This window comes from Shewanella eurypsychrophilus, from assembly GCF_007004545.3.
Taxonomy (GTDB): domain Bacteria; phylum Pseudomonadota; class Gammaproteobacteria; order Enterobacterales; family Shewanellaceae; genus Shewanella; species Shewanella eurypsychrophilus.
The window spans coordinates 867,347-889,894 of sequence record NZ_CP045503.2 but is presented as its reverse complement, the minus strand read 5'-3'; the positions used below and the strand labels follow the sequence as shown (position 1 = coordinate 889,894).

The 22,548-nt window shown below is 44.7% G+C and carries 19 protein-coding genes and 1 pseudogene; 13 read left to right on the top strand and 7 right to left on the bottom strand.

The genetic code is table 11. The annotated features are described in order from the left end of the window. Positions 1–171: 171 nt before the first annotated feature. The gene (locus FM038_RS03640) at positions 172–837 is read right to left on the bottom strand and encodes a helix-turn-helix transcriptional regulator (RefSeq protein ID WP_142872005.1); all 666 of its coding nucleotides are present in this window, start codon (positions 835–837) and stop codon (positions 172–174) included. A gap of 263 nt (positions 838–1,100) precedes the next feature. Continuing rightward, positions 1,101–1,703: a DUF2238 domain-containing protein gene (locus tag FM038_RS03635; protein WP_142872004.1), complete on the bottom strand. Its 603-nt coding sequence runs from the start codon at positions 1,701–1,703 to the stop codon at positions 1,101–1,103. Positions 1,704–1,945: 242 nt separating this feature from the next. On the opposite strand from FM038_RS03635, the gene serA reads away from it, so the two are divergent. From serA to FM038_RS03610, 5 genes and pseudogenes are all read left to right on the top strand, one after another. Continuing rightward, the gene (serA, locus tag FM038_RS03630) at positions 1,946–3,175 is read left to right on the top strand and encodes a phosphoglycerate dehydrogenase (protein ID WP_142872003.1); all 1,230 of its coding nucleotides are present in this window, start codon (positions 1,946–1,948) and stop codon (positions 3,173–3,175) included. A gap of 78 nt (positions 3,176–3,253) precedes the next feature. Next, positions 3,254–3,406: pseudogene (locus FM038_RS03625) on the top strand (phosphoglycerate dehydrogenase); the annotation flags it as partial. Between the two features lie 180 nt (positions 3,407–3,586). Then, positions 3,587–4,567, top strand: a complete 981-nt coding sequence (gene ygfZ / locus FM038_RS03620; protein ID WP_142872002.1) for a tRNA-modifying protein YgfZ — start codon at positions 3,587–3,589, stop codon at positions 4,565–4,567. Between the two features lie 201 nt (positions 4,568–4,768). Next, on the top strand, positions 4,769–5,128 hold the full coding sequence (locus FM038_RS03615; RefSeq protein WP_142872001.1) for a TraR/DksA family transcriptional regulator: 360 nt from the start codon (positions 4,769–4,771) through the stop codon (positions 5,126–5,128). 913 nt (positions 5,129–6,041) lie between these two features. Continuing rightward, the gene (locus FM038_RS03610; protein WP_142872000.1) at positions 6,042–6,455 is read left to right on the top strand and encodes a group II truncated hemoglobin; all 414 of its coding nucleotides are present in this window, start codon (positions 6,042–6,044) and stop codon (positions 6,453–6,455) included. A 21-nt stretch (positions 6,456–6,476) separates the two neighbouring features. Here FM038_RS03610 and FM038_RS03605 read toward each other — a convergent pair whose 3' ends face one another. After that, a complete protein-coding gene (locus FM038_RS03605) occupies positions 6,477–7,949 on the bottom strand; it encodes an FAD-binding oxidoreductase/lyase (protein WP_142871999.1) in 1,473 nt (490 codons plus the stop codon). Positions 7,950–8,571: 622 nt separating this feature from the next. Continuing rightward, a complete protein-coding gene (locus FM038_RS03600; RefSeq protein WP_142871998.1) occupies positions 8,572–9,330 on the bottom strand; it encodes a sulfite exporter TauE/SafE family protein in 759 nt (252 codons plus the stop codon). Between the two features lie 259 nt (positions 9,331–9,589). Between FM038_RS03600 and FM038_RS03595 the strand changes: the two genes are divergently transcribed. From FM038_RS03595 to FM038_RS03585, 3 genes are read left to right on the top strand one after another with little or no spacing between them, the layout of a single operon-like run. Further along, on the top strand, positions 9,590–10,258 hold the full coding sequence (locus tag FM038_RS03595) for an ABC transporter ATP-binding protein (RefSeq protein ID WP_142871997.1): 669 nt from the start codon (positions 9,590–9,592) through the stop codon (positions 10,256–10,258). Next, on the top strand, positions 10,251–12,743 hold the full coding sequence (locus tag FM038_RS03590; RefSeq protein WP_142871996.1) for an ABC transporter permease: 2,493 nt from the start codon (positions 10,251–10,253) through the stop codon (positions 12,741–12,743). Before FM038_RS03595 ends, FM038_RS03590 begins: the two co-directional genes overlap by 8 nt. Then, the gene (locus FM038_RS03585; RefSeq protein WP_142871995.1) at positions 12,743–13,855 is read left to right on the top strand and encodes a lipocalin-like domain-containing protein; all 1,113 of its coding nucleotides are present in this window, start codon (positions 12,743–12,745) and stop codon (positions 13,853–13,855) included. The genes FM038_RS03590 and FM038_RS03585 overlap by 1 nt, the downstream gene beginning before the upstream one ends. A 40-nt stretch (positions 13,856–13,895) precedes the next feature. On the opposite strand, the gene FM038_RS03580 is transcribed toward FM038_RS03585, so the two are convergent. Genes FM038_RS03580 through FM038_RS03570 form a run of 3 tightly spaced genes read right to left on the bottom strand, consistent with a single transcriptional unit; the run spans position 13,896 to position 17,121 of the window. Next, complete coding sequence (locus FM038_RS03580) at positions 13,896–16,103, bottom strand: bifunctional diguanylate cyclase/phosphodiesterase (RefSeq protein WP_142871994.1); 2,208 nt, start codon at positions 16,101–16,103, stop codon at positions 13,896–13,898. After that, complete coding sequence (locus tag FM038_RS03575) at positions 16,100–16,732, bottom strand: chemotaxis protein CheC (protein ID WP_142871993.1); 633 nt, start codon at positions 16,730–16,732, stop codon at positions 16,100–16,102. Before FM038_RS03575 ends, FM038_RS03580 begins: the two co-directional genes overlap by 4 nt. A gap of 32 nt (positions 16,733–16,764) precedes the next feature. Then, positions 16,765–17,121: a response regulator transcription factor gene (locus tag FM038_RS03570; RefSeq protein ID WP_142871992.1), complete on the bottom strand. Its 357-nt coding sequence runs from the start codon at positions 17,119–17,121 to the stop codon at positions 16,765–16,767. 476 nt (positions 17,122–17,597) lie between these two features. On the opposite strand from FM038_RS03570, the gene FM038_RS03565 reads away from it, so the two are divergent. From FM038_RS03565 to FM038_RS03545, 5 genes are all read left to right on the top strand, one after another. Then, entirely contained in the window at positions 17,598–17,876 is a 279-nt protein-coding gene (locus tag FM038_RS03565) for a chaperone NapD (RefSeq protein ID WP_142871991.1), read from the top strand. Between the two features lie 84 nt (positions 17,877–17,960). After that, positions 17,961–20,441 carry a nitrate reductase catalytic subunit NapA gene (gene napA / locus FM038_RS03560; protein ID WP_142871990.1) on the top strand — a complete coding sequence of 827 codons (2,481 nt, stop codon included), beginning with the start codon at positions 17,961–17,963 and terminating at the stop codon, positions 20,439–20,441. Positions 20,442–20,504: 63 nt separating this feature from the next. Next, positions 20,505–21,239 carry a ferredoxin-type protein NapG gene (gene napG, locus FM038_RS03555; RefSeq protein ID WP_142871989.1) on the top strand — a complete coding sequence of 245 codons (735 nt, stop codon included), beginning with the start codon at positions 20,505–20,507 and terminating at the stop codon, positions 21,237–21,239. Beyond that, positions 21,236–22,108, top strand: coding sequence for a quinol dehydrogenase ferredoxin subunit NapH (napH, locus tag FM038_RS03550; protein WP_142871988.1), 873 nt, complete (start codon positions 21,236–21,238; stop codon positions 22,106–22,108). The genes napG and napH overlap by 4 nt, the downstream gene beginning before the upstream one ends. Then, positions 22,105–22,533 (top strand): nitrate reductase cytochrome c-type subunit, encoded by a 429-nt coding sequence (locus FM038_RS03545; protein ID WP_142871987.1) that lies wholly within the window; start codon positions 22,105–22,107, stop codon positions 22,531–22,533. The genes napH and FM038_RS03545 overlap by 4 nt, the downstream gene beginning before the upstream one ends. The last annotated feature ends 15 nt before the right edge of the window (positions 22,534–22,548 follow it).

Sequence of the window (22,548 nt, the reverse complement as noted above, 5' to 3'; positions counted from 1 at the left end):
CATTTGGCTCTAAATCAGCTAATCACACTTTAAAAATACATTTTTAAGACACAAAAAAACGGCCTTAAAGGCCGTTTCAGTGTTACTTACAGATCTATATATGGTTCTAATCTAAGTCATGATCAGCAATTCTGTTGCTAATCACTCAGACCGAACGTCTTATAATAATTGTTATGAGCAAAGCTCAAAATGACTCTGGTATGTTTGTGCCCATCTCAACAGCTCAACTCGATTACGAGATTGAGTCTTTCTAAAGACAGAGGAGATATGCGCCTTAACCGTATGCTCACTAATACAAAGGCGATCAGCGATCTCTTTATTACGTGCACCACTGGAAACCAGTTGGATAATAGTACGCTCTCTATTTGTCAGCATTTGCAGTTTGGCGACGGTATCTTGAGAATAATCACTATCGCTGTCTAAACGGCTCACTAATTGACGGAACATTTTACTGATCAAAGTCCTGTCATACCATAGTTCGTCGGCAACCATTTTCCTCAAGCCAGTCAATAACAGATCCATACGCTGATCGGCATACAGCAAGCCTCGTATTCCTAATAATAAGGCCGACTCAGGCTCCAGTTTTGCACGATCGACTTGATATAACGCAACTGGAACATGGGGTACTAAACGTGATGCCAACAAGGGGATCCCTTTACTGTCTAGGGCTGCACCTTCATGATCAATCAAATAAAAACAGTTATGGTCTCTTTCAGGCTCAAGCTCGGACACCTGTTTTACAATACGTGTTTTTAATCCAATCGACTCCGCCAATATCGCCAAATGACATGGCGCGGCGACTTGATGTAAGAACACCAACTCATCTATCTTACTCATTCACTTCTCTCCCTGAAAAGTATAACTTGCGCACTAAGAGGGCGCGCCGATCTTCCCTATCAACCAGAATGATTACTATCTTGAACCGTTTTAGTATATTTGAATAGTTTTAATCGTAATACCATAGTAAAAAAGTGTTAGCTGAATGTAAATTACAACAAAAAGCCATTCCTTATCAATTTTTAGCATTAAAATCTCGACTGACTGCGATCTTAACGCATAAAAAACCAGACTGACTTGCACAAGATAAAATAATTCACTAGTTACCAGTGAAACTTAGACAATCGACCATCATGATACTTAACAAGTGTAACAAGGCAAGTTACCGCCCCCACCAAAGCCATTCCCATATCCGATTGGGTATCCCATATGTAACCTTGGGTGCCTAAAAATGCCTCGGCATCCTCCCCCGTTAGCAGTGCAACCCACCACTCTATCAACTCATAAAAAGCAGAAAACGCGAGTGCAAAGCATAAAGACAAGAAATTACACCAAGCTCCGCGCTTAACTACCTCTAACCTAATAAAAATCTCCCGAGCTAATAATGTCGGTACAAAGCCCTGTGCAAAATGCCCCACCTTGTCGTAATTATTTCTGTCTGAACCTGTAATTTCTGCGATCCAATCAAATAGCGGAACCTCAGCATAAGTATAATGTCCGCCAACCATCAATATGACGCAATGAATTAATACCAAGGCATAAGCCAGTGACGTTAGCGGGAAACGCTGACGAGTCAGAATTAACACAGGTAAGGCGATAAGAGCTGGTAACACTTCAAGAAACCAAGTGAATTGGTCCTTAGGCTCAATGCCCGACCAGAGTAAAACCGATAGAAAAATAGCCAACCAAGCGAACTGTTTATTCAAAATTGGAACCTCATATACGTATTAACTCTAATATTTTGGTATAAGAACAATAACTTTAGCCATCTAGCCCTCCACACTGCACAAAAAAAGTGCTACTTTGGTCGGACAGGTGTCAATAGAACACTTATATACCCAAACGACCTCGAAATGCAGGGATTTAGCATTTTGATGTGGCTGGTGTCTAATATATAAAAATCAACTTAGTTAACATAATACCAATAATCGAAGAAGGTACCCAAATCATGGCGAAACATTCGCTGGACAAGGATAAGATCAAGATCCTGCTGTTGGAAGGCGTCCACCAATCTGCGGTTGATGTATTTAAGCGTGCAGGCTATAACAATATTGAATACCACAAAGCATCACTCGGGGAAGAATCCTTAGTCGCTTCGATTAAGGATGCACATTTTGTCGGCCTTCGTTCACGAACTCAACTAAATGAAGCCGTTTTAAGCCAAGCCGAAAAGCTCGTGGCTATCGGATGCTTCTGCATTGGCACCAATCAAGTTAATCTCAATTTTGCCGAAAAGCTTGGAGTCCCGGTTTTCAACGCGCCATTTTCAAATACGCGAAGCGTTGCTGAACTCGTACTTGGTGAAATCATTATGTTATTGCGTGGAATACCACAACGTAACGCCATGGCGCACCGAGGTGGATGGTTAAAAAGTGCCAGTGGTAGTTTCGAAGCTCGTGGTAAAACGCTCGGTGTAATTGGTTACGGCCATATCGGTACCCAACTTGGCATATTGGCTGAAACGCTAGGCATGCGAGTGGTATTTTTTGATATCGAAGATAAGTTGCCACTGGGTAATGCCCAGCAAATTCATTCATTAGAAGAGATGATGTCTCTTGCTGATGTTGTCAGCTTGCACGTACCTGAAACTCCGCAGACCAAAGAGATGATAGGTGAAGTGGAGCTTTCTTACATGAAGCCAGGCAGCATCCTAATTAATGCCTCTCGAGGTACCGTCGTTGATATCGATGCACTTGCATCAGCAATTAACAGTAAAAAACTGGCTGGCGCAGCCATCGATGTTTTCCCGGTTGAACCTAAGTCAAATGATGATGAGTTTTTTAGCCCTCTGCGCGGCTTAGACAATGTTATCTTGACCCCACATGTTGGTGGTAGCACCCAAGAGGCTCAAGAGAACATAGGTATCGAAGTGGCTGGCAAACTGGCTAAATACTCAGATAATGGCTCGACCATGACGGCTGTGAACTTCCCAGAAGTTTCACTGGCTCAGCATAAAGATGCATCGCGTCTGCTGCATATCCACCACAACAGACCAGGTATTCTTATCAAGATTAACCAAGCGTTTGCAGAAAAAGGCATTAATATCGCGGCCCAGTATCTTCAGACAACCGCTGAAATTGGTTATGTAGTCATGGAAGTTGATTCAGACCAAGCCGAAGAAGCTTTAGAACAGATGAAGGCCATCGAAGGCACTATCAGAACTAGACTCCTGCACTAATACCAGTCTGATACTAAAAAATAATAGCCCGTATAATATTATCCATTATGCGGGCTATTTCATTTCAGGCAGTTCCTAAAAAGCATTAATATCGCAGCTCAACACAAGTGCCTACAGACAACCGCTGAAATTGGTTATGTCGTGATGGAAGTGGACTCTGACCAAGCCGAAGAAGCTTTGGTACAGATGCAGGCCATCGAAGGCACTATTCGAACTCGTCTACTGCACTAATCAGTAATCTGTGACTAGAACCAACAGCCCGCATAATGTTATTCATTATGCGGGCTATTTCATTTCAAACAGTTCCTAAAAAGCGTCAACATCAAAATTGTGCGCGTGCTTTATTTCCGACTATGTAAATTAGAGTTACAATCAGCTCTTTCCAGCCCGTTTATTTCCTAGGAACATGATATGACGCTTTCCGTTTCTCAGCCCAATTGGAACTTGAATGACCCAATTCCATCACTAATTTTCTCTAATTTATCTCATATGGGTCTTATGAGCGTAACGGGTGAACAAGGCCGTAGCTTCATTCATGGCCAAGTCACAACCGATATCACCTCCTTGGAAAAGCATATATGGCGCTGGGGTGCACACTGTGACCCTAAAGGAAAAATGCTCGCCAGCTTCAGAGCCTTTACCATCGACGATGCACTAATGATGATGATGCCAGCTGATACCTTAGCAGTAGACCTGCCACATTTGGCTAAATATGCTGTGTTCTCTAAAGCCGAACTGGCTAACGTCACCGATGACTATCTAGTGTTAGGCGTTGCAGGTGAGCAGGCGCAGACTTGGGTGAACGATCATTTCACTATAGGCGTTAATAACAGTATCGAGCAGGAGGTCACCGACATTCCAGGTGGCGTATTGCTTAAAGATGGCGCTCGCTTCATTATCGTAATGGACAAGGAAACCGCTCAATCTTTCTTAACCTCTGTTAACCAAGATATCTTCGATGCATCGGCTTGGCAGGCTTTAGAAATCAATTCTGGTTATCCAAATATCGCAGCGCCACAACAAGGTTCATTTGTACCTCAGATGTGTAACCTACAGGCTGTCAATGGCATCAGCTTTAATAAAGGCTGTTACATGGGTCAGGAAACTATCGCCCGCATGAAGTATCGTGGTGGTAACAAGCGCGCTCTATACATATTGTCAGGCAGCAGCTCAGAAACAATTACACTTGAGACTAAGCTAGAATTGGCCCTCGAAGATGGCTTCAAGCGCACAGGCACTATCATAGAGGTCGTTCAATCCGGCGAACAAGTCTTACTCACGGCCGTACTACCTAACGACACAGAAAATACAGCCAAGCTTAGGATTGCAGGAGATGAAGCTTCATTACTAACGATTAAACCGTTACCTTATTCGCTTGAAGATGAAGACTAAGCTATAAGTTCCAGTTTCCAGTTTCCAGTTTCGAGTTTCGAGTTTCGAGTTTCGAACAGCGTAAATAGAAGGCGTACAGTAAAAATATCTGTGTGCCTTTTTTTATACCTTTTGTTTGTTCTTGTTTACTCCTGTTTACTCTTGTTTTAAAGAAGGTAATTAGCTAGCTTATTCACTCCCCTCTTCATTGGACATCTTCTCTTGAAACAAGCAGATCTCACCTCAAGCGAGAAACAAGAGCTACTCACTAAGCTCAGAAATGAGCTGGTCGAATTAGAGCAACAGCTGACCACAATCCATGAGCGCAGTGCCCCGGTTCAACTCGATCAACAAGCAGTAGGCCGAGTGTCACGCATCGATGCGATTCAGCAGCAACAGATGACACAAGCTGGCGAGGTGCTGATGCAGCAGCACATCCTGCGTATTAAGCAGATATTTCTCGATACTAATGAATATGGGTTTTGTCTTGAATGTGGCGAGAGTATTGGTATCGGTAGGCTCACGATACACCCTATCGCAGAGTTGTGTATTCAATGCCAAAGTGAGGCTGAGAACTCATAGATAGTTCTCTTTTATCTCTGTCTATAATTCTACATTTTCTAATATTGGATAATTGATTTGTAACTTTGAACGTTATTTCAATCTATTGCCTGTGGCGCACTTATTGTCTGACCTCCATGGATGGAAGAAATGTCGAATGGTGTAGGGAACATTATCGACCTAATACTTCTGCGAAACGCTGACTCTTGATTTAATAAAGAGTATCCCTGTAAGCTCTGCGACAACATCTGACCCACACGGATGTGGAGAATGCCGAAAAATGTATGGAACATATTCGGCCATGTTGCCGAAGCTCGCAGCCGCATCAGGACTTGGATGAAGAGCAAATATAGCTTCCACCTACACCGGCTAATTAAAGGCTACTTATCTAGATTTTCTACTCTTATATTGCTTTTTTGCCTTATTAAGCCAATCAGGTTTATTGATTTTGAAGTTAGAATATCAAACTATTGATAGAAAGATACAAGCTAATAACCTGTAAATCTTATTAGCTTGTATCTACAACCAAAAGCGGCCTAAAGATACAACTGGTCCCCGTTGGAAGTTGCCGAAGGGCGTTGAAGTTAATCCTGTGAAACTGACAGGACGTCAGTTTAGCTTTCGGGGGGCTTGGACGCCCCATCGGAAGCGTTAAGGATTATCGAATAAGCACAAGGCCCGTACTCAACTGCATGTAACTTCGCCGGGGCGTCATGGTGGATGCAAGGAGGATAAGGACGAGCAGTCCTCCTTGCCCTGGTGTGGAATGGAATTCCACGACTTTAATCCAAACGAAGTTTGGAATCACTTATCCACTAGTCCGCTAGTCCGCTAGTCCGCACACTTCATGCAAGCTAACCGTGATAGTCTTATCACCATATAAAGAAAATAAACTCTATTGGCGCAACGTTCAAACTAGGTTTAGATAATAATTATGAAATTAAAAAGTGGTGAGTTTGGGGTCGGCGACAACTCCTACCAAATGGCCGGTGGGCTAGCGGGTATAACCCAACTCGTCGATGAGTTTTATAAGAATATGGATGAGTTCTCCTCGTCAAAGAAGATCCGGGAAATGCATCCACAGGATCTCACTGATTCCCGGCAGAAACTCGCCTACTTTCTCTCCGGCTGGCTTGGCGGCCCTAAGCTATATTCGCAGCATTATGGCTCTATCAACATTCCAGCCGCACATAAGCATCTGTCGGTAGGTATCGATGAAAGTGAAGCTTGGCTACACTGCATGCAAAAAGCCGTTGAGAATCAGTCTTACCAAGACGACTTTAAGGTGTATCTGATGAAACAACTACGCGTCCCGGCTGAGAGAATTAGGCAAGTATCCGGCAGCTGATCCCCTTAGTATTTTCGGAGTCTAAAAGTTCTTCGCCAAGGCTTCAGGGTACTGGCGCTGCCTCGCTAACTGCTCGGCTTTGGCTGTCACCTCTTCCTGAGTACATTGGCGGGTTATTGGGAAATAATGCTTAGTCGCGTATTGCTCGATAAGTGCAGAGCTCACGAGTTCATTAGCCATCAAGTCTTGCAAGATTGCATCGGCGGCGGCCAAGGCCGATGAAGCTTTAACAATCTCGGTTCTAGCATAACGTTCACCATGAAACGACACTCCCGCCGCACGCAGATCCGCATCATCCCCAGGGATTTGTTGCGCGCCGAATAAGGGCTTAGCCGCGACGTTAGCTTGATTAAAACTTGGGATATATTGAGCAATATGCTCAATAGAGCCTAAGGTTCTCTTTTCGATAATCTCTGCCGGCCATTGTCGTTCAATCTTATTGATAAAACGTTCGGCAAGTTTCGGCTGAGCACTGTTTTCACAGCTTGCCACTAAGCCGTTTTTAAACAAGGTGATATCTTGGGTCATACCGTGTAATTGAAAATAACCATCGGGATAAGGCGTTAATTGCGCCATGCCCTGAGGTGTACCTCGCTGACCATAAAATATCACCTCAGGCCATAAGCCTTTACACTTTGGCCAATGGGCAACATAGGCTGCTTTAAACTCGACCATGCGCTTACGTTTCGCACTGAGCATGTCATCGATTTCACCACTCTTGAAACCGCAGGCATTAATCACATAATCAAAATCGGTATGGATGATCTCATTTTCACCTTGCACCTTCATCGACATACGCCAGTTTGATGTTCCTAGCTGCTCAAGTGCCACCACTTGCGTGTTGGTATAGAGATGGCAATCGGGTAAGCGCTCTATGGCTAGGCTAGCAATGGCAGAAAAACGAAAAGCTGACAGGCCGTACTCTTGCACAAGCACTATCGGAAATTTCAAGCTATCTAGATCGACTTGTTGAGCGAAGGCCACCAGCCAATCACTCAGGCATTGGGCTTGCTCTGGTAAGGGACGGTCTTTAAGGGCTTCAATTTCGGCTCGTTCATACAAACGAAAATACTGCTCAGGATCGCCCAAAACAGCATTACAGACATCTTGTTCAACTAAAGAACGGTATTTAGCACGCAGCTTTTCTAAACGAGGCAGTAAATCCAGTGGTTCACCTGGATCGCTTTTAGGCAGTGCAACCACAGTCGGCCGTTTATTCACACTCTGCGGATAGACTTTTACCGTATCGATGGATTGCTGTAACAAGGTTAAGCACTGCTCATCTGATATCTCTCGGTAGAGATTACCACCCGCATGCAGATGACAAAAAGGAGGGCCATTGACTAAGCTGTCACCTTTTTCAATCAAGCTAGTATCTATGCCCAATTCGGCAAAGCGCAGGGCTATAGTAGAGCCAGCCACGCCCCCACCGATTATGGCAATTTTAGGATCCGCTAACGGTATAGCATCAGATTTATTTACAGCTTGATTCATTGTGTTTATTTAGAGTGACATACAAAATTCGCGGCTATTTTACGTCGCAAGCAATCAAGTTTATAGCCATTAATCACAAAAAGTTCATATTTACCAAATCCACGTTCTGAAGAACCTGAAATTAACTACCGACGATAATCAAACGCACCTGCGGATTACAATAATCCCCCGCTGGAAATTGCTGAGAAGCGTTGTAGAAACGAGTGTGAAGCTAGCTTTAGGACTTCTAACTGGATAAGTGTGAATGTACCATCGGAGGTATTAGTTATTTATCCGTATAGATAAAGGAATCGGAGCGAATTAATTACTGTCCTAAATCAAACGCGCCTGCGGGTTACGACAGATCCCCGTTGGAAGTTGACGAAGTGAGTTGCAGAAAATACTGTGAGACTCACATGGATGTGAGGCTAGATTTCGGGGGGCTTGGATGCCCCATCGAAATCGTTAAGTATTTTCAAAAATAAACGTAGGATAACAACTTCGCCCGGGCGTCATGGTGGATGCAAGGAGGATAAGGACGAGCAGTCCTCCTTGCCCTGGTGTGGAATGGAATTCCACGACTTTCGTCCAAACGAAGTTTGGAAATATTCACTTTAATAAGCGTAAAAAGTTAGCACGCAAGCTAACTAAAATAAGCGGCTATACAACCCACCAGCGTCATAATAAACAAGAACCACTTCAAGGTTTCAGGTCTCGCCTTAATGGCCATTTTCACGGCTAGGTGAGCACCGAACATGGTGCCGAAGGCGAGTATCAGTCCGGGAAGCCATTGGATCAACCCTGCAAACATAAACAGGACGAGTGACACTGAGGTAAAAACCAAGGTGCACAACATTTTAAGCGCATTGGCACGGATCAGATCATAGCGTAATGAGCCTGCTAAAGCCGCAAGCAACACAAACCCTACCCCAGCCTGTACGAAGCCACCATAAAAACCCGCGACGCCGAGCCACCACCAGGAACTCGGTGTCTGGGAAACCTTGTTAACTTGTATACCTAGCTCAGGCGCGATCATCGAAGGTTTAACTAATATGACTAGAGCCATGAGCAACATGGTTCCCAGCAATAGTGGCTTAATCCATTCACTTGGCGCATAGGCAGCACCTGCCGCGCCCAATAAGCCGCCGATAACGGTGGGGATAAGAATTGGCACCTTATCGTCTGTGTCTAACTTGCCATGTTTTTTAAAGCCAAATACGGCGACAATGGACTGCATCAAGACGCCGACTCGATTAGTGGCATTAGCCACTTCCGCTGGCATCCCCATCACCATAAGAGCTGGCAATGTCAGATTTGAACCGCCACCCGCTAAGGTATTAATGATCCCTGCAAAAAATCCTGTCACTAGTAACAGAATGGCATGAGTCAAGGTGATATCCATTCAGACAACTACTCCCTTTAAAAACGAGTTGATATTTGTACAGAACACAGCTTACCGATTAATATCAGCAATTCAAATTATACTTTGTAACACAGACTGTTACGCCTGCCTTATGCCTTCTGATGATAGAGGGTATTTAGTTCTGTAAAGTTAGTTAATAATGAGAAAATATTCGGTATGCTAATCACGTCAGTGGAGATTAGCCGCCAGTGAATTAGCGCTACGAGAATCTAAAGGATATCAATAAAAGTGGAGCCTTATGACAGATCAGATTGTTGAACTACAGAAGATCACTAAAGAGTTTATCGATGGCGGCGTTAGCCACAGAGTACTCGACCGCATTGAACTATTGCTCAATGCGGGCGATACCGTCGCGCTCACTGGAGCCAGTGGCAGCGGCAAAAGCACCTTACTCAATTTAATCGCCGGATTTGAACGACCTAACACGGGCTCATTAAGCCTGCTTAGCGACGACACATCAGCTTGGAACGACCGACATTGGAGTCAATTTAGGAAAACTTCCCTCGGCGTGGTTTTCCAGCAATTTAACTTGCTGACCCCACTAAATGTTAAAGACAACATTGCATTCCCACTCAGACTCAATGGCTTAAATTGGGATAAGTGGTGCGAACACCTAGTGCAATCTCTAGGTCTCGAAGGATTACTCGAACGCCATGTGGACACCTTATCTGGTGGTCAGCAGCAAAGAGTCGCCATAGCCCGATCACTGGCCCATAAGCCAAAGTTACTACTCGCCGATGAGCCGACTGGAAACTTAGACCAAACCGCCAGCTTAGAAGTAATGAAGCTGCTTTGCCAGCTGGCTGGTGAGCATAATACGAGCATTTTGATGGTGACCCACAGCCTTGAGTGTGCTGATTTTATGCAAAGACGCTGGCATCTCGATAATGGCCAAGTCCATGAGTAATAACTTAATCCGAATCAGCTGGCTCTGCCTGAAGATCTTTATCGCTCATTATCGTCAAGCCCCCTTGCAAGCCGGCGCCATTGGTATCGGCATCATACTCGCCGTCACCTTATTAACCGGCGTTCGAGCCACCAATGAAAACGCTATCCAGAGCTACAGTTCTGCAACTGAATTACTCAGCCAGCAAGCCAGATGGACCATCACGCCGCCGACGGGCAGTAGACTTATAGATGAAGCGGTGTATTTCAGCATTCGTGATGCGGGGTTTAATCAAAGTTTACCCGTACTTCAGGGAATTGCCACGAGCCAAGATGGTAAACGCTGGCGCATTCAAGGCAGCGATCTAATTGCTGCACTCACCGCTTTCAAACCACAAAAGTCAGATAATCAAACAAGTAAATCTGGATTATTTTCAACACCGATTCCCTTGGCCGACATCTTATCTGGTGCACCTATCGTTTTGGCTAGCCAGGCCCAAGCAAAACGGATAGCACAGGGCGGAGAATTAATACTATCAGGGGTTAACGTTAAGGTTATCGCTCTCGATGATACCAGCCAGTTAGGTTCTGAAATCCTAATGGATATCTCTCTAGCCCAGCGAATACTTAACCAGCCTAATCAACTCAGTTATATCGCTCTGTTTTCCGACATCTTATCGCAACAAACTCAGCTAGAGCAGTTGCTAAACTCTCAGGCAAATTTAGTCGAGAGCGACAATGGCGATGGCCTCACCGCCTTAACTGAAAGCTTTCACCTTAATCTGACCGCCATGAGTTTATTAGCCTTTGTGGTCGGGCTATTTATCGCCTACAACGGCGTGAGATATAGCTTGCTCAAGCGACAAAGGTTAATGACTCAGTTACAGCAACAAGGTGTGGCCAAAGCCCCTTTGATGTTGGCCCTGAGTATCGAACTTTTGCTGCTGGTGATCATAGGTTCAATCATTGGCTTCATTCTCGGATTACAGCTCAGTCACTGGCTACAGCCTATGATTTCTGTCACGCTTGAACAGCTTTATGGCGCAAAAATATTCCCTGGTAACTGGCATTGGAGCTGGTTACTTCAAGCCATTGGACTCACATTTTTTGCCGCCATCGCGGCTTGCACTTCACTGTTTATCCAACTTATCAAGCAACCTCTGGCGAGTAACTCTGGTCAAATGGCACTGCAACGTGGTGCTAAATCGGTGCATAAATTTCAATTAGCCATTGCTATTGTTCTTGCCAGTATCGCTGCGGCTCTAATCCCACTGAGTCAGGATTACCGTTATACCATGGTGCTATTGGGACTTATCATAATCGCAATCCCCTTGACGCTGCCGTGGTGCTTGTCAGTCTTGGTGAGCTTACTACTAAAGTTGATACCTAAAGGCTTGTTACATTACCAAGTCACTGAGACCAAAGAGCTTATCTCACCACTCTCACTGGCCATGATGGCAATGTTATTAGCACTAACAGCCAATATATCCATGAACACCTTAGTCGGCAGTTTCGAAAGCACCTTAAAAAACTGGTTAGATGCCAGACTCCATGCGGAGCTTTATATCAGGCCAGCATCGACTCAGATGGATAAGGTCGTCACGTTTCTCACTCAACATAAAGATGTCGATGCCATCTATAAACAGTGGTACATAAGCAGTAAGCAAGCCCACCTACCAGTCAATATTGTCACTCGAGACAAACAGTCCTTAAAAGAGACCACTGTTTTTAAAGAGACGGTCGACAATATGTGGCCAGAGTTTTTTGCTAATCGACTCGTGCTGATCAGCGAGCCGCTGGCTATCAAATTAAATCTAAATCTAGGTGATGAGATTGAGCTAACGGCTCTGGCCAATAGCAGATTTACCGTGGGCGGCGTGTTTTTCGATTATGGTAATCCCTATGGCGAAATCCTTATCTCTCCTGCAACATGGCAAGCTAATGGGCTGCCTGAAACACCACTGAGTTTAGCAATCGATGTCAACGGAGAATCAAGTAAACTACAGCAAGCGTTGCAGCAAGCGTTCTCGATACCCGATGCGATGATTTTCAGTCAGCAAAAGATTAAACAGCAAGCCATTATCATGTTTAAGCGCACCTTCTCTATCACTCAAGTGCTCAATACACTTACCTTGCTAGTCGCAGCAATCGGTCTATTCAGCGCATGCTTTATGTTGACTCAAGCACGCATGGCACCAATGGCTAGGCTGTATGCGATGGGGGTTAACCGCCGACAGCTTACTAGCTTAGTCTTCGGACAGATGTTGATTATCGTGTTATTTACCTGTTTGGTAGCCCTGCCGACAGGCGCTATTTTGGGTTATCTGTTGATCAATAAAGTCACCCTGCAAGCGTTCGGATGGAGTATCGCCATGCAATGGGATTGGCTAGCTTATGGCCGAGTCGTCGCACTTGCCTTAATTTCCAGTTTGCTAGCTGTCGCCTTTCCACTGTATCTGCAGACTAAGCGTCCGCTGATCTCCAGTCTTCAGAGAGAGGTTATCTAATGTCTATACTCACTAAGCCATTTGGATATCTTGGCCTATTAACACTTTTAACGCTTACAGCTTGCTCTAAGCCTACGTCTGCGCCGTCTATGGGAAGCCTTTTAGGCGATAACTTAGCTGGTTATACTAAGGTTGATAAAAGCAGACCAATAGTATTTCCCCAAGACCACCTATCCCATGATGATTTTAGACAAGAGTGGTGGTATCTCACGGCAAATTTAAAAACCAAACAAGGTGAACGAATAGGACTGCAATGGACTCAGTTCCGTATCGCTTTAGCGCCTGATAAAGCTGATTCACAAAGCACACTCTCCGATTCAGACTGGAATACAAATCAAATTTTCATGACCCATGCGGCGATGACCAGCAAAGGGGCTCACTTTGCCGAAGAGAGATGGTCAAGACGTCACCCAAGGCTAGCAGATGTATCCCATTCGCCTTTGACCATAAAAATAGATAACTGGCAATGGACAGGACAAGATGAGGCGTTATTTCCGGCTCAGCTAGAGGTCGATGCTGAGAAGTTTGGCTACCAACTCTCTCTAGAAACTAATGCCCCCTATCAGCTCCAGGGAGAGAAAGGTTACAGCATTAAAAGCGCCGACGGCTCTGTGGCCTCCCACTACTATAGTCAGCCTTTCATCAAGGTTTCCGGCACGGTAAACCTTGATGGAATAGAGCATCAAGTGAGTGGCAATGCTTGGCTAGACAGAGAGTGGAGCTCACAGTTTCTCAACAAGGCACAAGCTGGCTGGGACTGGTTTGCACTGCGATTATCAGATGGTTCAACATTAATGCTGTTCCAGTTAAGAGGCCAGACGGACCAACAACCTAGCTTCTATAGTGGCCGCAGAATGTTTGCCGATGGTAGTGGCCGTAATATCGCATCTAAGGATATTCAACTTAAAGTAGCAAGCTGGCACACTATTGATTCAGTCCGCTACCCGGTGGCTTGGCAGATCACGATTGCCTCTGAAGATATCAATATCCACACCCAAGCACTGAATCCAGCGGCTAAAGTGCCACTCAGCGTGAGCTATTGGGAGGGGCCTGTGATTGTTTCAGGCAGTCATGAAGGTGAGGGATATATGGAGCTAACTGGGTACGACTAATGCTAAAGTATTCTAAGTTTAATGCTAAAATATTCTAGGTTTAAGCGCTATTATTCATTGAGGGAATTAAGTTTCTCCGCCTGTTTAATTCAGCAGTCTGATCCTCAATATAGGCCATAAACTCGCAATAAGGCAGTGGCTTAGAGAATAAATATCCCTGTACTCTGTCACACTTATGATCAATGAGATAACGCAGAGCATAATCATCTTCCACTCCCTCACCGACCACTTGCATGCCTAAATCATGTGCCAAATTAATAATTGAAGTCACAATTGCTGCAGAGTCCGGATCACTACATACATCAAAAACAAAGGAGCGATCGATCTTTAAAATGTCGACAGGAAAACTTTTAAGATAAGAAAAAGACGAATAACCCGTGCCAAAATCATCGATAGCGACCAAGATCCCTAACGCCTGTAACTCCAATAACGCCTCACTGACACTGTCTTGATCTTCGAGTAAGATTGACTCGGTAATTTCGAGTTCAAGCAGGTGGGCCGGCATCTTAGTCTGAGCTAATGTATATTTAACCATATCGGCAAAATCTGGCTCAATGATCTGCTTTGCAGATAGGTTGACACAGATGGTACATGTATCGGAAATCAGCCCTTGCTGACGCCATGACTCTCGATAATAGCAAGCCTGTTCAAGTACCCAATTTCCCACTTGAATAATCAAGCCCATATCTTCCAGTAATGACAAGAAATCGGCTGGGGGTAGGACTTCATCGCGACTTTTTCTCCAGCGAAGTAAGACCTCCACGGCCAGCATAATGCCACTTTCCAAAGCGACCTGAGGTTGAAAAAATAGCTCAAACTCATTATTTTTATAAGCTAAATGTAACTCTTGCTCTAACCCCGTCTTGTTGGAATAGCTGAAGTTGAGTTGATCATTATAGAATTCAAACTTATTCCTCCCCCTCTCTTTAGCGCAATACATGGCCATATCAGCCTGCTTAATAACTTGGGTAATGTTCTGGCCTTTAGCCGCTTTTACTATGCCAATACTCGCTGAAATCGAAATTTTATTTCCATCTAGTTCCATGGTTTTGTTTAATATATCTAACACTTTTTGAGCGACTAATGTTAGCGCTGAATCTGTCTCAATGTTCTCTATGAGCAAGCAAAATTCGTCCCCACCAAGCCTAGCGATAGTATCCTCTTCACGTACTACAGACTTCATTCTTCTCGCGACTTCCTGCAATAACAGATCGCCAACGCTATGACCCAAACTATCATTAACCAGCTTAAACCTATCTAAATCAAATAACATAAAGCCCACCACGGCATGGCTCCGATTTGCTCTATGCAACGCCTGACTGAGGCGATCCATCAGCAGTAAACGATTAGCCAACCCTGTTAGACTGTCGTAATGAGCTAAATGATTTAAGGTAGATTCGGTTTGCTTGCGTTCGGTAATATCCCTGAGTACTAATGAATAAAGATGAGTATGGGGGAGATCTATGCGTACAAAGCTGGACTCGGCCGATATTCCAACTTTTAACTTAGGGCTGTAGAAGTCATGCCATTTCGCCTGCTCTTTCTCACCCAGAAGATCACTAAGCTCAATTTGTTCACTAAAACTCAAATGACTGTACTTAGCGCTGAGCTGATAAATTTCACTAAAATGCACTGCACCAACATTAAGAGGCATAGCTAGCTGTGACTCGGCAGCCGGATTAACCTGAATTAACCTGCCTTGATCATCGAAACTCATCACACCATCGGTAATATTTTCCATAATCGCATGATTAACAATCTCTTCAGACTGTAATTGCTCTGTGATCAACTGAAGCTCGTTGCTCTTTTGCTTGAGTATATTCTCTCGTTTAACCGAGTCGCTCACATCCCTGATAGAGATAAAACAGCAAGTCTCATCCCTGGCTGCGATCAAAAGAGGCTGAATTGAAATCGCTTGCTTGATTCGACTTTGTTCAGGGTGAGACTTAGGATCTTGGCCGCCATAAGAAAACAGTGGAAAAACGGTTGGGTTGAGCGCGGTAGACAATTTAGATGATAGTTTATGCTTCAGTGCTTGTTGAATAGACATCTCTAAACGCATCACACCTTGAATATTGTCAATATCACAAAACGGCCGATTTAAAATTTGTGATTGCTTAATGCCCGACTTTTCAACTAACCAAGTATTCCAGACCAAGACATTCATTTGCGCATCAAGTATCAATACACCACATTCAATCTCATTAATCAGCGAGTAGGTAAAGGAGGAATCTAGCTCACCTGTCATAGATTCATCATCCTCTTCAAATAATCATCGACACTCTTGATAAAGATGACTAAAGAAGAGAGGCTCATAAAAAAATTAACGCAACCTGTAACCTGATGATTGGGTAGATCAAACTGCATATAAAGCATAAGCACATAATCACTACAGCTTATTTTTGATACTTCACCAAAAAGCTCCTCGGCACTTCCTTGAATGTGAGTCGGCAATGAACTTTGAAAGGGGGTTTGTAAGGCATCAGAGATACATCCAAAACAGGAATTGAGTATGATATTACCGACCTCAATAAGTGCATCACTCTCAAGTTCAGATAACTCCTCAGCAGGCAGGTTTGTTTTCAATATTTGTCGAACGAGCTCTAGACTATCTGACTGGGGAAACACCAACATAGCGACGCCATCTATGCCTCCCTCAAAGCTTTGTTCTACCGCGCTGATCTCTTTTTCATTAGCTTCAAATAATAATTTAGATGCCTTTGCTAAGGGCACTATTTCAGCCTTAGGTGTCGTGAGTTCAACTTTATCCTGAATCATCTCTGAAAGCAGAGAGGCCGCATGACCTATACCTAAGTTAAACAACTCAGCTAGGGCATCTTGCTGCATCTCAGTCAAGCTAACTGGCACCGATGACATATAAGTTCCTTGTATCAGAAGTTCATTAATAGTTAGCCTAAGAAAGCCAAAATTTTATCGCCAGAAATAGGTTTGGGAATGAAATCTATGCCTAGGCTCTTTACCTGCTCTTGAGTAGAACTTTGAATGTTGGCGGTTAACAGCGCAATTTTAATATCAGGATTGATTACCAGCAGCTCAGGTGCGGCTTCTAGTCCATTCATGACGGGCATATTGAGATCTAAGGTGACAAAATCAATCTGGTTAACACGAGCCACATCTATTGCCTCCTGACCATTTGCAGCCTGATGAACGGTCCATTCAGGAAAAGATCCTTGCACAATCGATGTGATCATAATTCTAGACATTCGACTGTCATCAACCACCAACACACTCTTAATTATCCCCATAAGGGCCCACCTCCCTGTTAAATTGACAATCCCACGCTAATCTCCAACAAGTATAGAAGCTGATTTCAATCTTGCTAATTGAACGACGATACTGTCTGTATTTATCAATCGAACACTAATGTTTACCTATATTAAACTCCTAGCAGATGCGCAATTTCCCGCAGTAATCCCGCCCAAGCGTGAGAATGATTATCAATTACTAACATATTGTTTTATTGATGGTTTACTAATCAATACAACAAATACACTCGGAGATAATTAAGCTAAAGCTGAATCAAATGCCTATTTATTAAACTGAGACTTAGATCACGTAGAAAAATATGATCTTGCTCTATAAATAGTCCCAATACCTCTTGTTAGGTATACCCACAATATTTATGAGGTCTAGACTCAATAACTATTATTTGGCAGGTAACACTCCTAAGATTCCCCCCCTTATGTTACCTGCCACCCCTTTGAAAAAGGTGAAACAAGAGATGAGTCAGGAATACCATGTCACCAGCTTAGTCGTTCATGCCGCACCAAAAGCTGTCTCTCAGGTTGAAACCCAAATTCGCGCCCTAATTGGCGCCGAAATCCATGCCGTCACCGAAGCAGGGAAATTCGTTATCACCTTAGAGGGCGAAACGCAGAGATCTATTCTTGATAACGTCGAAGCGATAAATGCCATAGAGGGAGTGCTTAACAGCAGCCTTATCTATCATCAAGTCGACGCTGAACAAGAGGAACAGGCTGAAAAGATCCACCAGCCTTAAGCAAAATGTAAGAAACATTAGTAAACACACCGGTTTAAAGATTTATACCTAAGTTAAACAATAGAGAAAAGAGTGAGGAACACCATGAGCATTAGCCGTCGCGAGTTTCTAAAAGCCAACGCTGCAGTCGCCGCTGCAACCGCTGTTGGTGTCACTTTGCCAGTGAAGATAGTTGAAGCCGCTGAGCAAACTGACAACATCAAGTGGGATAAAGCACCCTGCCGTTTTTGCGGTGTAGGTTGTAGCGTTCTAGTGGGTACCAGTAATGGCAAGGTTGTTGCCACACAAGGTGACCCAGAAAGCCCTGTCAACAAAGGCCTGAACTGTATCAAAGGTTATTTCTTATCCAAAATCATGTATGGCAAGGATCGTTTAACCACGCCGCTGCTACGTATGACAGATGGTAAGTATGACAAAGAAGGTGAGTTTACACCGGTAAGTTGGGATACCGCCTTAGATACAATGGCTGAGAAGTGGAAGCACACGCTAAAGACCAAAGGACCGACTGCTGTCGGTATGTTTGGCTCTGGTCAGTGGACGATATGGGAAGGCTACGCCGCCTCTAAGCTACATAAAGCAGGTTTCCTCACCAACAATATCGATCCCAATGCTCGCCACTGTATGGCATCCGCTGTAGGTGGCTTTATGCGTACCTTTGGTATCGATGAGCCAATGGGTTGTTATGACGACTTAGAAGCTGCCGACCACTTTGTATTGTGGGGAGCCAACATGGCCGAGATGCACCCAATCCTGTGGGCTCGCCTGTCAGATCGTCGTCTAAGCAGTCCGACTAGTCGCGTACACGTATTATCTACCTTTGAAAACCGTAGCTTTGACTTAGCCGATAACGCTATGGTGTTCCGCCCTCAGACTGATCTAGTGCTCCTTAACTACATTGCTAACTACATCATACAAAATGATGCTGTGAACAAAGACTTCGTCAGTAAGCACACTAAATTTGTATTGGGTACTACTGACATTGGTTATGGCCTTCGTCCTGAGCATCCATTAGAGCAAAAAGCAAAGAACCCAGGAAAGGGTTCATCAACGCCTATCAGCTTCGATGAGTACGCTAAATTTGTTAGCACTTATACTCTTGAGTATGCTGCTGAAATGAGTGGTGTTGAACCTGAAAAGCTTGTCGAGATGGCTAAAGCTTACGCAGATCCATCTATCAAGGTCATGAGCCTGTGGACCATGGGGATCAACCAACATACACGTGGTGTTTGGGCAAATAACATGCTCTATAACATCCATCTGTTAACCGGTAAGATTGCCACTCCAGGTAACAGTCCATTCTCGCTTACAGGCCAACCATCGGCTTGTGGTACAGCACGTGAAGTCGGCACCTTCTCTCACCGCCTACCTGCGGACATGGTTGTTAAGAATCCTAAACATAGAGCCATCACAGAGAAGCTCTGGCAGGTTCCAGAAGGCACTATTCCTCCTAAGCCGGGATATCACGCCGTACTTCAAAGCCGTATGCTTAAAGATGGCAAGCTAAACTGTTACTGGACCATGTGTACCAACAATGTTCAAGCAGGTCCAAACATCAATGAAGAGATCATGCCGGGGTTCCGTAACCCTGAAAACTTCATCGTAGTATCAGACCCATACCCAACAGTATCGGCGATGGCTGCTGACCTTATTCTACCAACAGCGATGTGGGTAGAAAAAGAAGGCGCTTATGGTAACGCTGAGCGACGTACTCATATGTGGCATCAACAGGTTAAACCACCTGAAGGCGCTAAGTCTGACCTTTGGCAGCTTGTTGAGTTTTCTAAGCGCTTCAAAGTCTCTGAGGTTTGGCCAAGCGAACTTATCGCTAAGCAACCAGAATTAGCTGATAAGACACTCTATGACGTGCTCTTTGCTAACGGTGAAGTCAATAAGTTCCCAACTTCAGATTGTAAGGCCGAACTAAACGATGAATCTGAGGCATTTGGTTTCTACTTACAGAAAGGCTTGTTCGAAGAATACGCTCAGTTTGGTCGTGGTCACGCCCATGATTTAGCCGATTTCGATACCTACCATGAAACCCGCGGTCTACGCTGGCCTGTGATAAATGGTAAAGAGACATTACGTCGTTTCTCGAAGGGTGATCCCTACTTGAAAGACGGTGAAGAGTTCAACTTCTATGGTAAGCCTGACGGTAAAGCGGTTATTTTCGCCCTGCCCTATGAGCCTGCTGCAGAAGAGCCTAATGAAGAGTACGATCTATGGTTATCTACCGGTCGTGTACTTGAGCATTGGCATACAGGTTCAATGACTGCTCGCGTTCCTGAGTTATATCGCGCTTACCCAGATGCACAGATCTTCCTCCACCCTGAAGACGCTAAAGCTCGCGGCCTCAAGCGTGGTGACGAAGTCCTTGTTGCTTCCCCTCGTGGTGAAGTAAAAACACGTGTTGAGACTAAAGGCCGCAACAAGCCGCCGAGAGGCGTGGCATTTATGCCATTCTTCGACGCACGCCAGCTGGTCAACAAGTTGTTACTGGATGCTACCGATCCTCTGTCAAAAGAGACAGATTTCAAGAAGTGCCCAGTCAAAGTGATGAAAGCTTAAGACTATTCACCAACTACTTAACTTTAATCGCTTGAGCTAAAACAGAGATACAAAGAGAGTAAAATGAGCAAGGTCGAATCGAGTAAGTCCACAGTCACAGGCGTTAATCGCCGTCAGTTTTTAGCCCAGTCGGCTAAGGCTGGCTGTGCTATGGGGTTACTTGGAATGGGAATAACGTCGGTGGCTAAACAGTCATCTCAGCTAGACCCGTTAGCGATTCGACCTCCTGGGGCCCTGAGTGAAAGTGATTTTCTTTCGGCTTGTGTCCGCTGCGGTTTATGTGTCGAAGCTTGTCCTTACGACACCCTAAAACTGGCACGCTGGTTTGATGGCGCCGCAACGGGTACACCCTATTTTACCGCTCGCACCATCCCTTGTGAGATGTGCGAAGATATTCCCTGTGTTAAAGCGTGTCCTTCGGGCTCGCTGGATCATGATTTGACTGATATAGATGAGTCAAAGATGGGGATTGCAGTACTAATAGATGAAAAGAATTGCCTCAACTTTAAAGGCTTAAGGTGTGATGTCTGTTATCGGGTCTGCCCGTTAATCGACGATGCTATCACCCTTGAGATGCAGCACAATCAACGTAGTGATCATCACGCCATGTTCCTGCCTAAGGTTAACAGCGATAGCTGTACCGGCTGTGGCAAATGTGAACATGTTTGCGTGCTTGAACAAGCTGCGATAAAAGTGCTACCCGCTCATATTGCTCTAGGTAAAACGGCTTCACACGATACTTATATTAATACTGAAGAGACCACACTCGAGATGTTAAACAGAGGTCTTCCACTATGAGCAAACTATCGATGAAAAAAGATGGCTTTGCACAGGCAGCGATCGATGAACTGGGATGGTGGCGAGCACACAAATTCCTATTTCTAAGACGTGCTAGCCAGCTTAGTGTATTTATCCTGTTTGCTATAGGTCCCCTATTTAGCCTATGGCTTCTGAAAGGAAATCTATCGAGCAGCGAACTTTTAGGCATTGTGCCTTTGTCAGATCCACTTGCAACACTGCAGGTAATACTGACTGGTCACATGCCTGAATTCACCCTAATACTTGGCGCACTGATTATAGCTATTTTTTATGCTCTAGTTGGTGGCCGCGTATTTTGTAGCTGGGTCTGCCCGGTCAATATGGTCACAGATAGCGCAAGCTGGCTAAGACGTAAGTTAAACTTGCCTCGCACAAGCGAGATGCCAAGGAGCTTACGTTACTACCTGTTAGCCGTTGTTTTGCTACTACCAATATTGACAGGGCTCACCGTCTGGGAGTGGGTTAACCCTGTTCCAGTCTTGTACCGCGCCGCACTATTTAGTGCCGGAAGCGGGCTGTGGCTTCTTGTCGCCATCTTCTTGCTCGACCTGTTTATCAGTGAACGAGCATGGTGTGGTCACCTATGTCCAACAGGTGCTTTATTTGCTCTATTAGGAAAATTAAGCCCAGTTAAAGTATCGGCCGTTAATGCTAAGGCCTGTGATAACTGCATGGATTGTTTTGTTGTTTGCCCTGAACGACAGGTATTAAAGCCTGCACTTAAAGGCAAGCAAGCTATGATAACCAACAGTGATTGCACTCAATGTGGCCGCTGTATCGATGTCTGCGCCCAACGCGTTTTCCAGTATAAAAATCGAATTGCCCTAAAGGCGGAGAACACCCAATGAAAAAAGTACTCACTTTAGCCGCGCTCGTTATGGCACTTAGCGCTTGCTCTGGCCAGCAAGCAAACACAAGTGCAGAGCCGGTAAATGTAAGCTCACTAGGAAAGTCTGAGATCAGCGAAGTTAGAGCTGCTGATGCGATGCCTATCTATCCTAAGCGTGGTAAATCAATCGAGCGTGACTTTGTCCACCAGCCACCGATGATCCCACACAAGGCTGATTACAAGATCACCATGAAGAGAAATGGCTGCATGTCTTGTCATAGCTGGGATAAAGCTAAGAAACGTAAGGCTACCCCGATTGATATCTCTCACGTAAAAGATGATAAGGGTACCCTTAACGGCCAATACTACTCTTGTACTCAGTGCCATGCTCCACAGGCAGAGAATAAGCAGCAGCTGGTCGAGAATGATTTCTCGAATAAGTAACTAGTTGCGAGTTGC

Excerpts from the sequence above, each read along its gene's own strand:
- serA (WP_142872003.1), top strand. The coding sequence starts at position 1,946 with ATGGCGAAACATTCGCTGGACAAGGATAAGATCAAGATCCTGCTGTTG.
- FM038_RS03575 (WP_142871993.1), bottom strand. The coding sequence starts at position 16,732 with ATGTCATCGGTGCCAGTTAGCTTGACTGAGATGCAGCAAGATGCCCTA.
- napA (WP_142871990.1), top strand. The coding sequence starts at position 17,961 with ATGAGCATTAGCCGTCGCGAGTTTCTAAAAGCCAACGCTGCAGTCGCC.
- FM038_RS03565 (WP_142871991.1), top strand. The coding sequence starts at position 17,598 with ATGAGTCAGGAATACCATGTCACCAGCTTAGTCGTTCATGCCGCACCA.
- FM038_RS03570 (WP_142871992.1), bottom strand. The coding sequence starts at position 17,121 with ATGGGGATAATTAAGAGTGTGTTGGTGGTTGATGACAGTCGAATGTCT.
- FM038_RS03605 (WP_142871999.1), bottom strand. The coding sequence starts at position 7,949 with ATGAATCAAGCTGTAAATAAATCTGATGCTATACCGTTAGCGGATCCT.
- FM038_RS03590 (WP_142871996.1), top strand. The coding sequence starts at position 10,251 with ATGAGTAATAACTTAATCCGAATCAGCTGGCTCTGCCTGAAGATCTTT.
- napH (WP_142871988.1), top strand. The coding sequence starts at position 21,236 with ATGAGCAAACTATCGATGAAAAAAGATGGCTTTGCACAGGCAGCGATC.
- FM038_RS03595 (WP_142871997.1), top strand. The coding sequence starts at position 9,590 with ATGACAGATCAGATTGTTGAACTACAGAAGATCACTAAAGAGTTTATC.
- FM038_RS03600 (WP_142871998.1), bottom strand. The coding sequence starts at position 9,330 with ATGGATATCACCTTGACTCATGCCATTCTGTTACTAGTGACAGGATTT.
- FM038_RS03545 (WP_142871987.1), top strand. The coding sequence starts at position 22,105 with ATGAAAAAAGTACTCACTTTAGCCGCGCTCGTTATGGCACTTAGCGCT.
- FM038_RS03580 (WP_142871994.1), bottom strand. The coding sequence starts at position 16,103 with ATGACAGGTGAGCTAGATTCCTCCTTTACCTACTCGCTGATTAATGAG.
- napG (WP_142871989.1), top strand. The coding sequence starts at position 20,505 with ATGAGCAAGGTCGAATCGAGTAAGTCCACAGTCACAGGCGTTAATCGC.
- FM038_RS03585 (WP_142871995.1), top strand. The coding sequence starts at position 12,743 with ATGTCTATACTCACTAAGCCATTTGGATATCTTGGCCTATTAACACTT.
- ygfZ (WP_142872002.1), top strand. The coding sequence starts at position 3,587 with ATGACGCTTTCCGTTTCTCAGCCCAATTGGAACTTGAATGACCCAATT.
- FM038_RS03640 (WP_142872005.1), bottom strand. The coding sequence starts at position 837 with ATGAGTAAGATAGATGAGTTGGTGTTCTTACATCAAGTCGCCGCGCCA.
- FM038_RS03610 (WP_142872000.1), top strand. The coding sequence starts at position 6,042 with ATGAAATTAAAAAGTGGTGAGTTTGGGGTCGGCGACAACTCCTACCAA.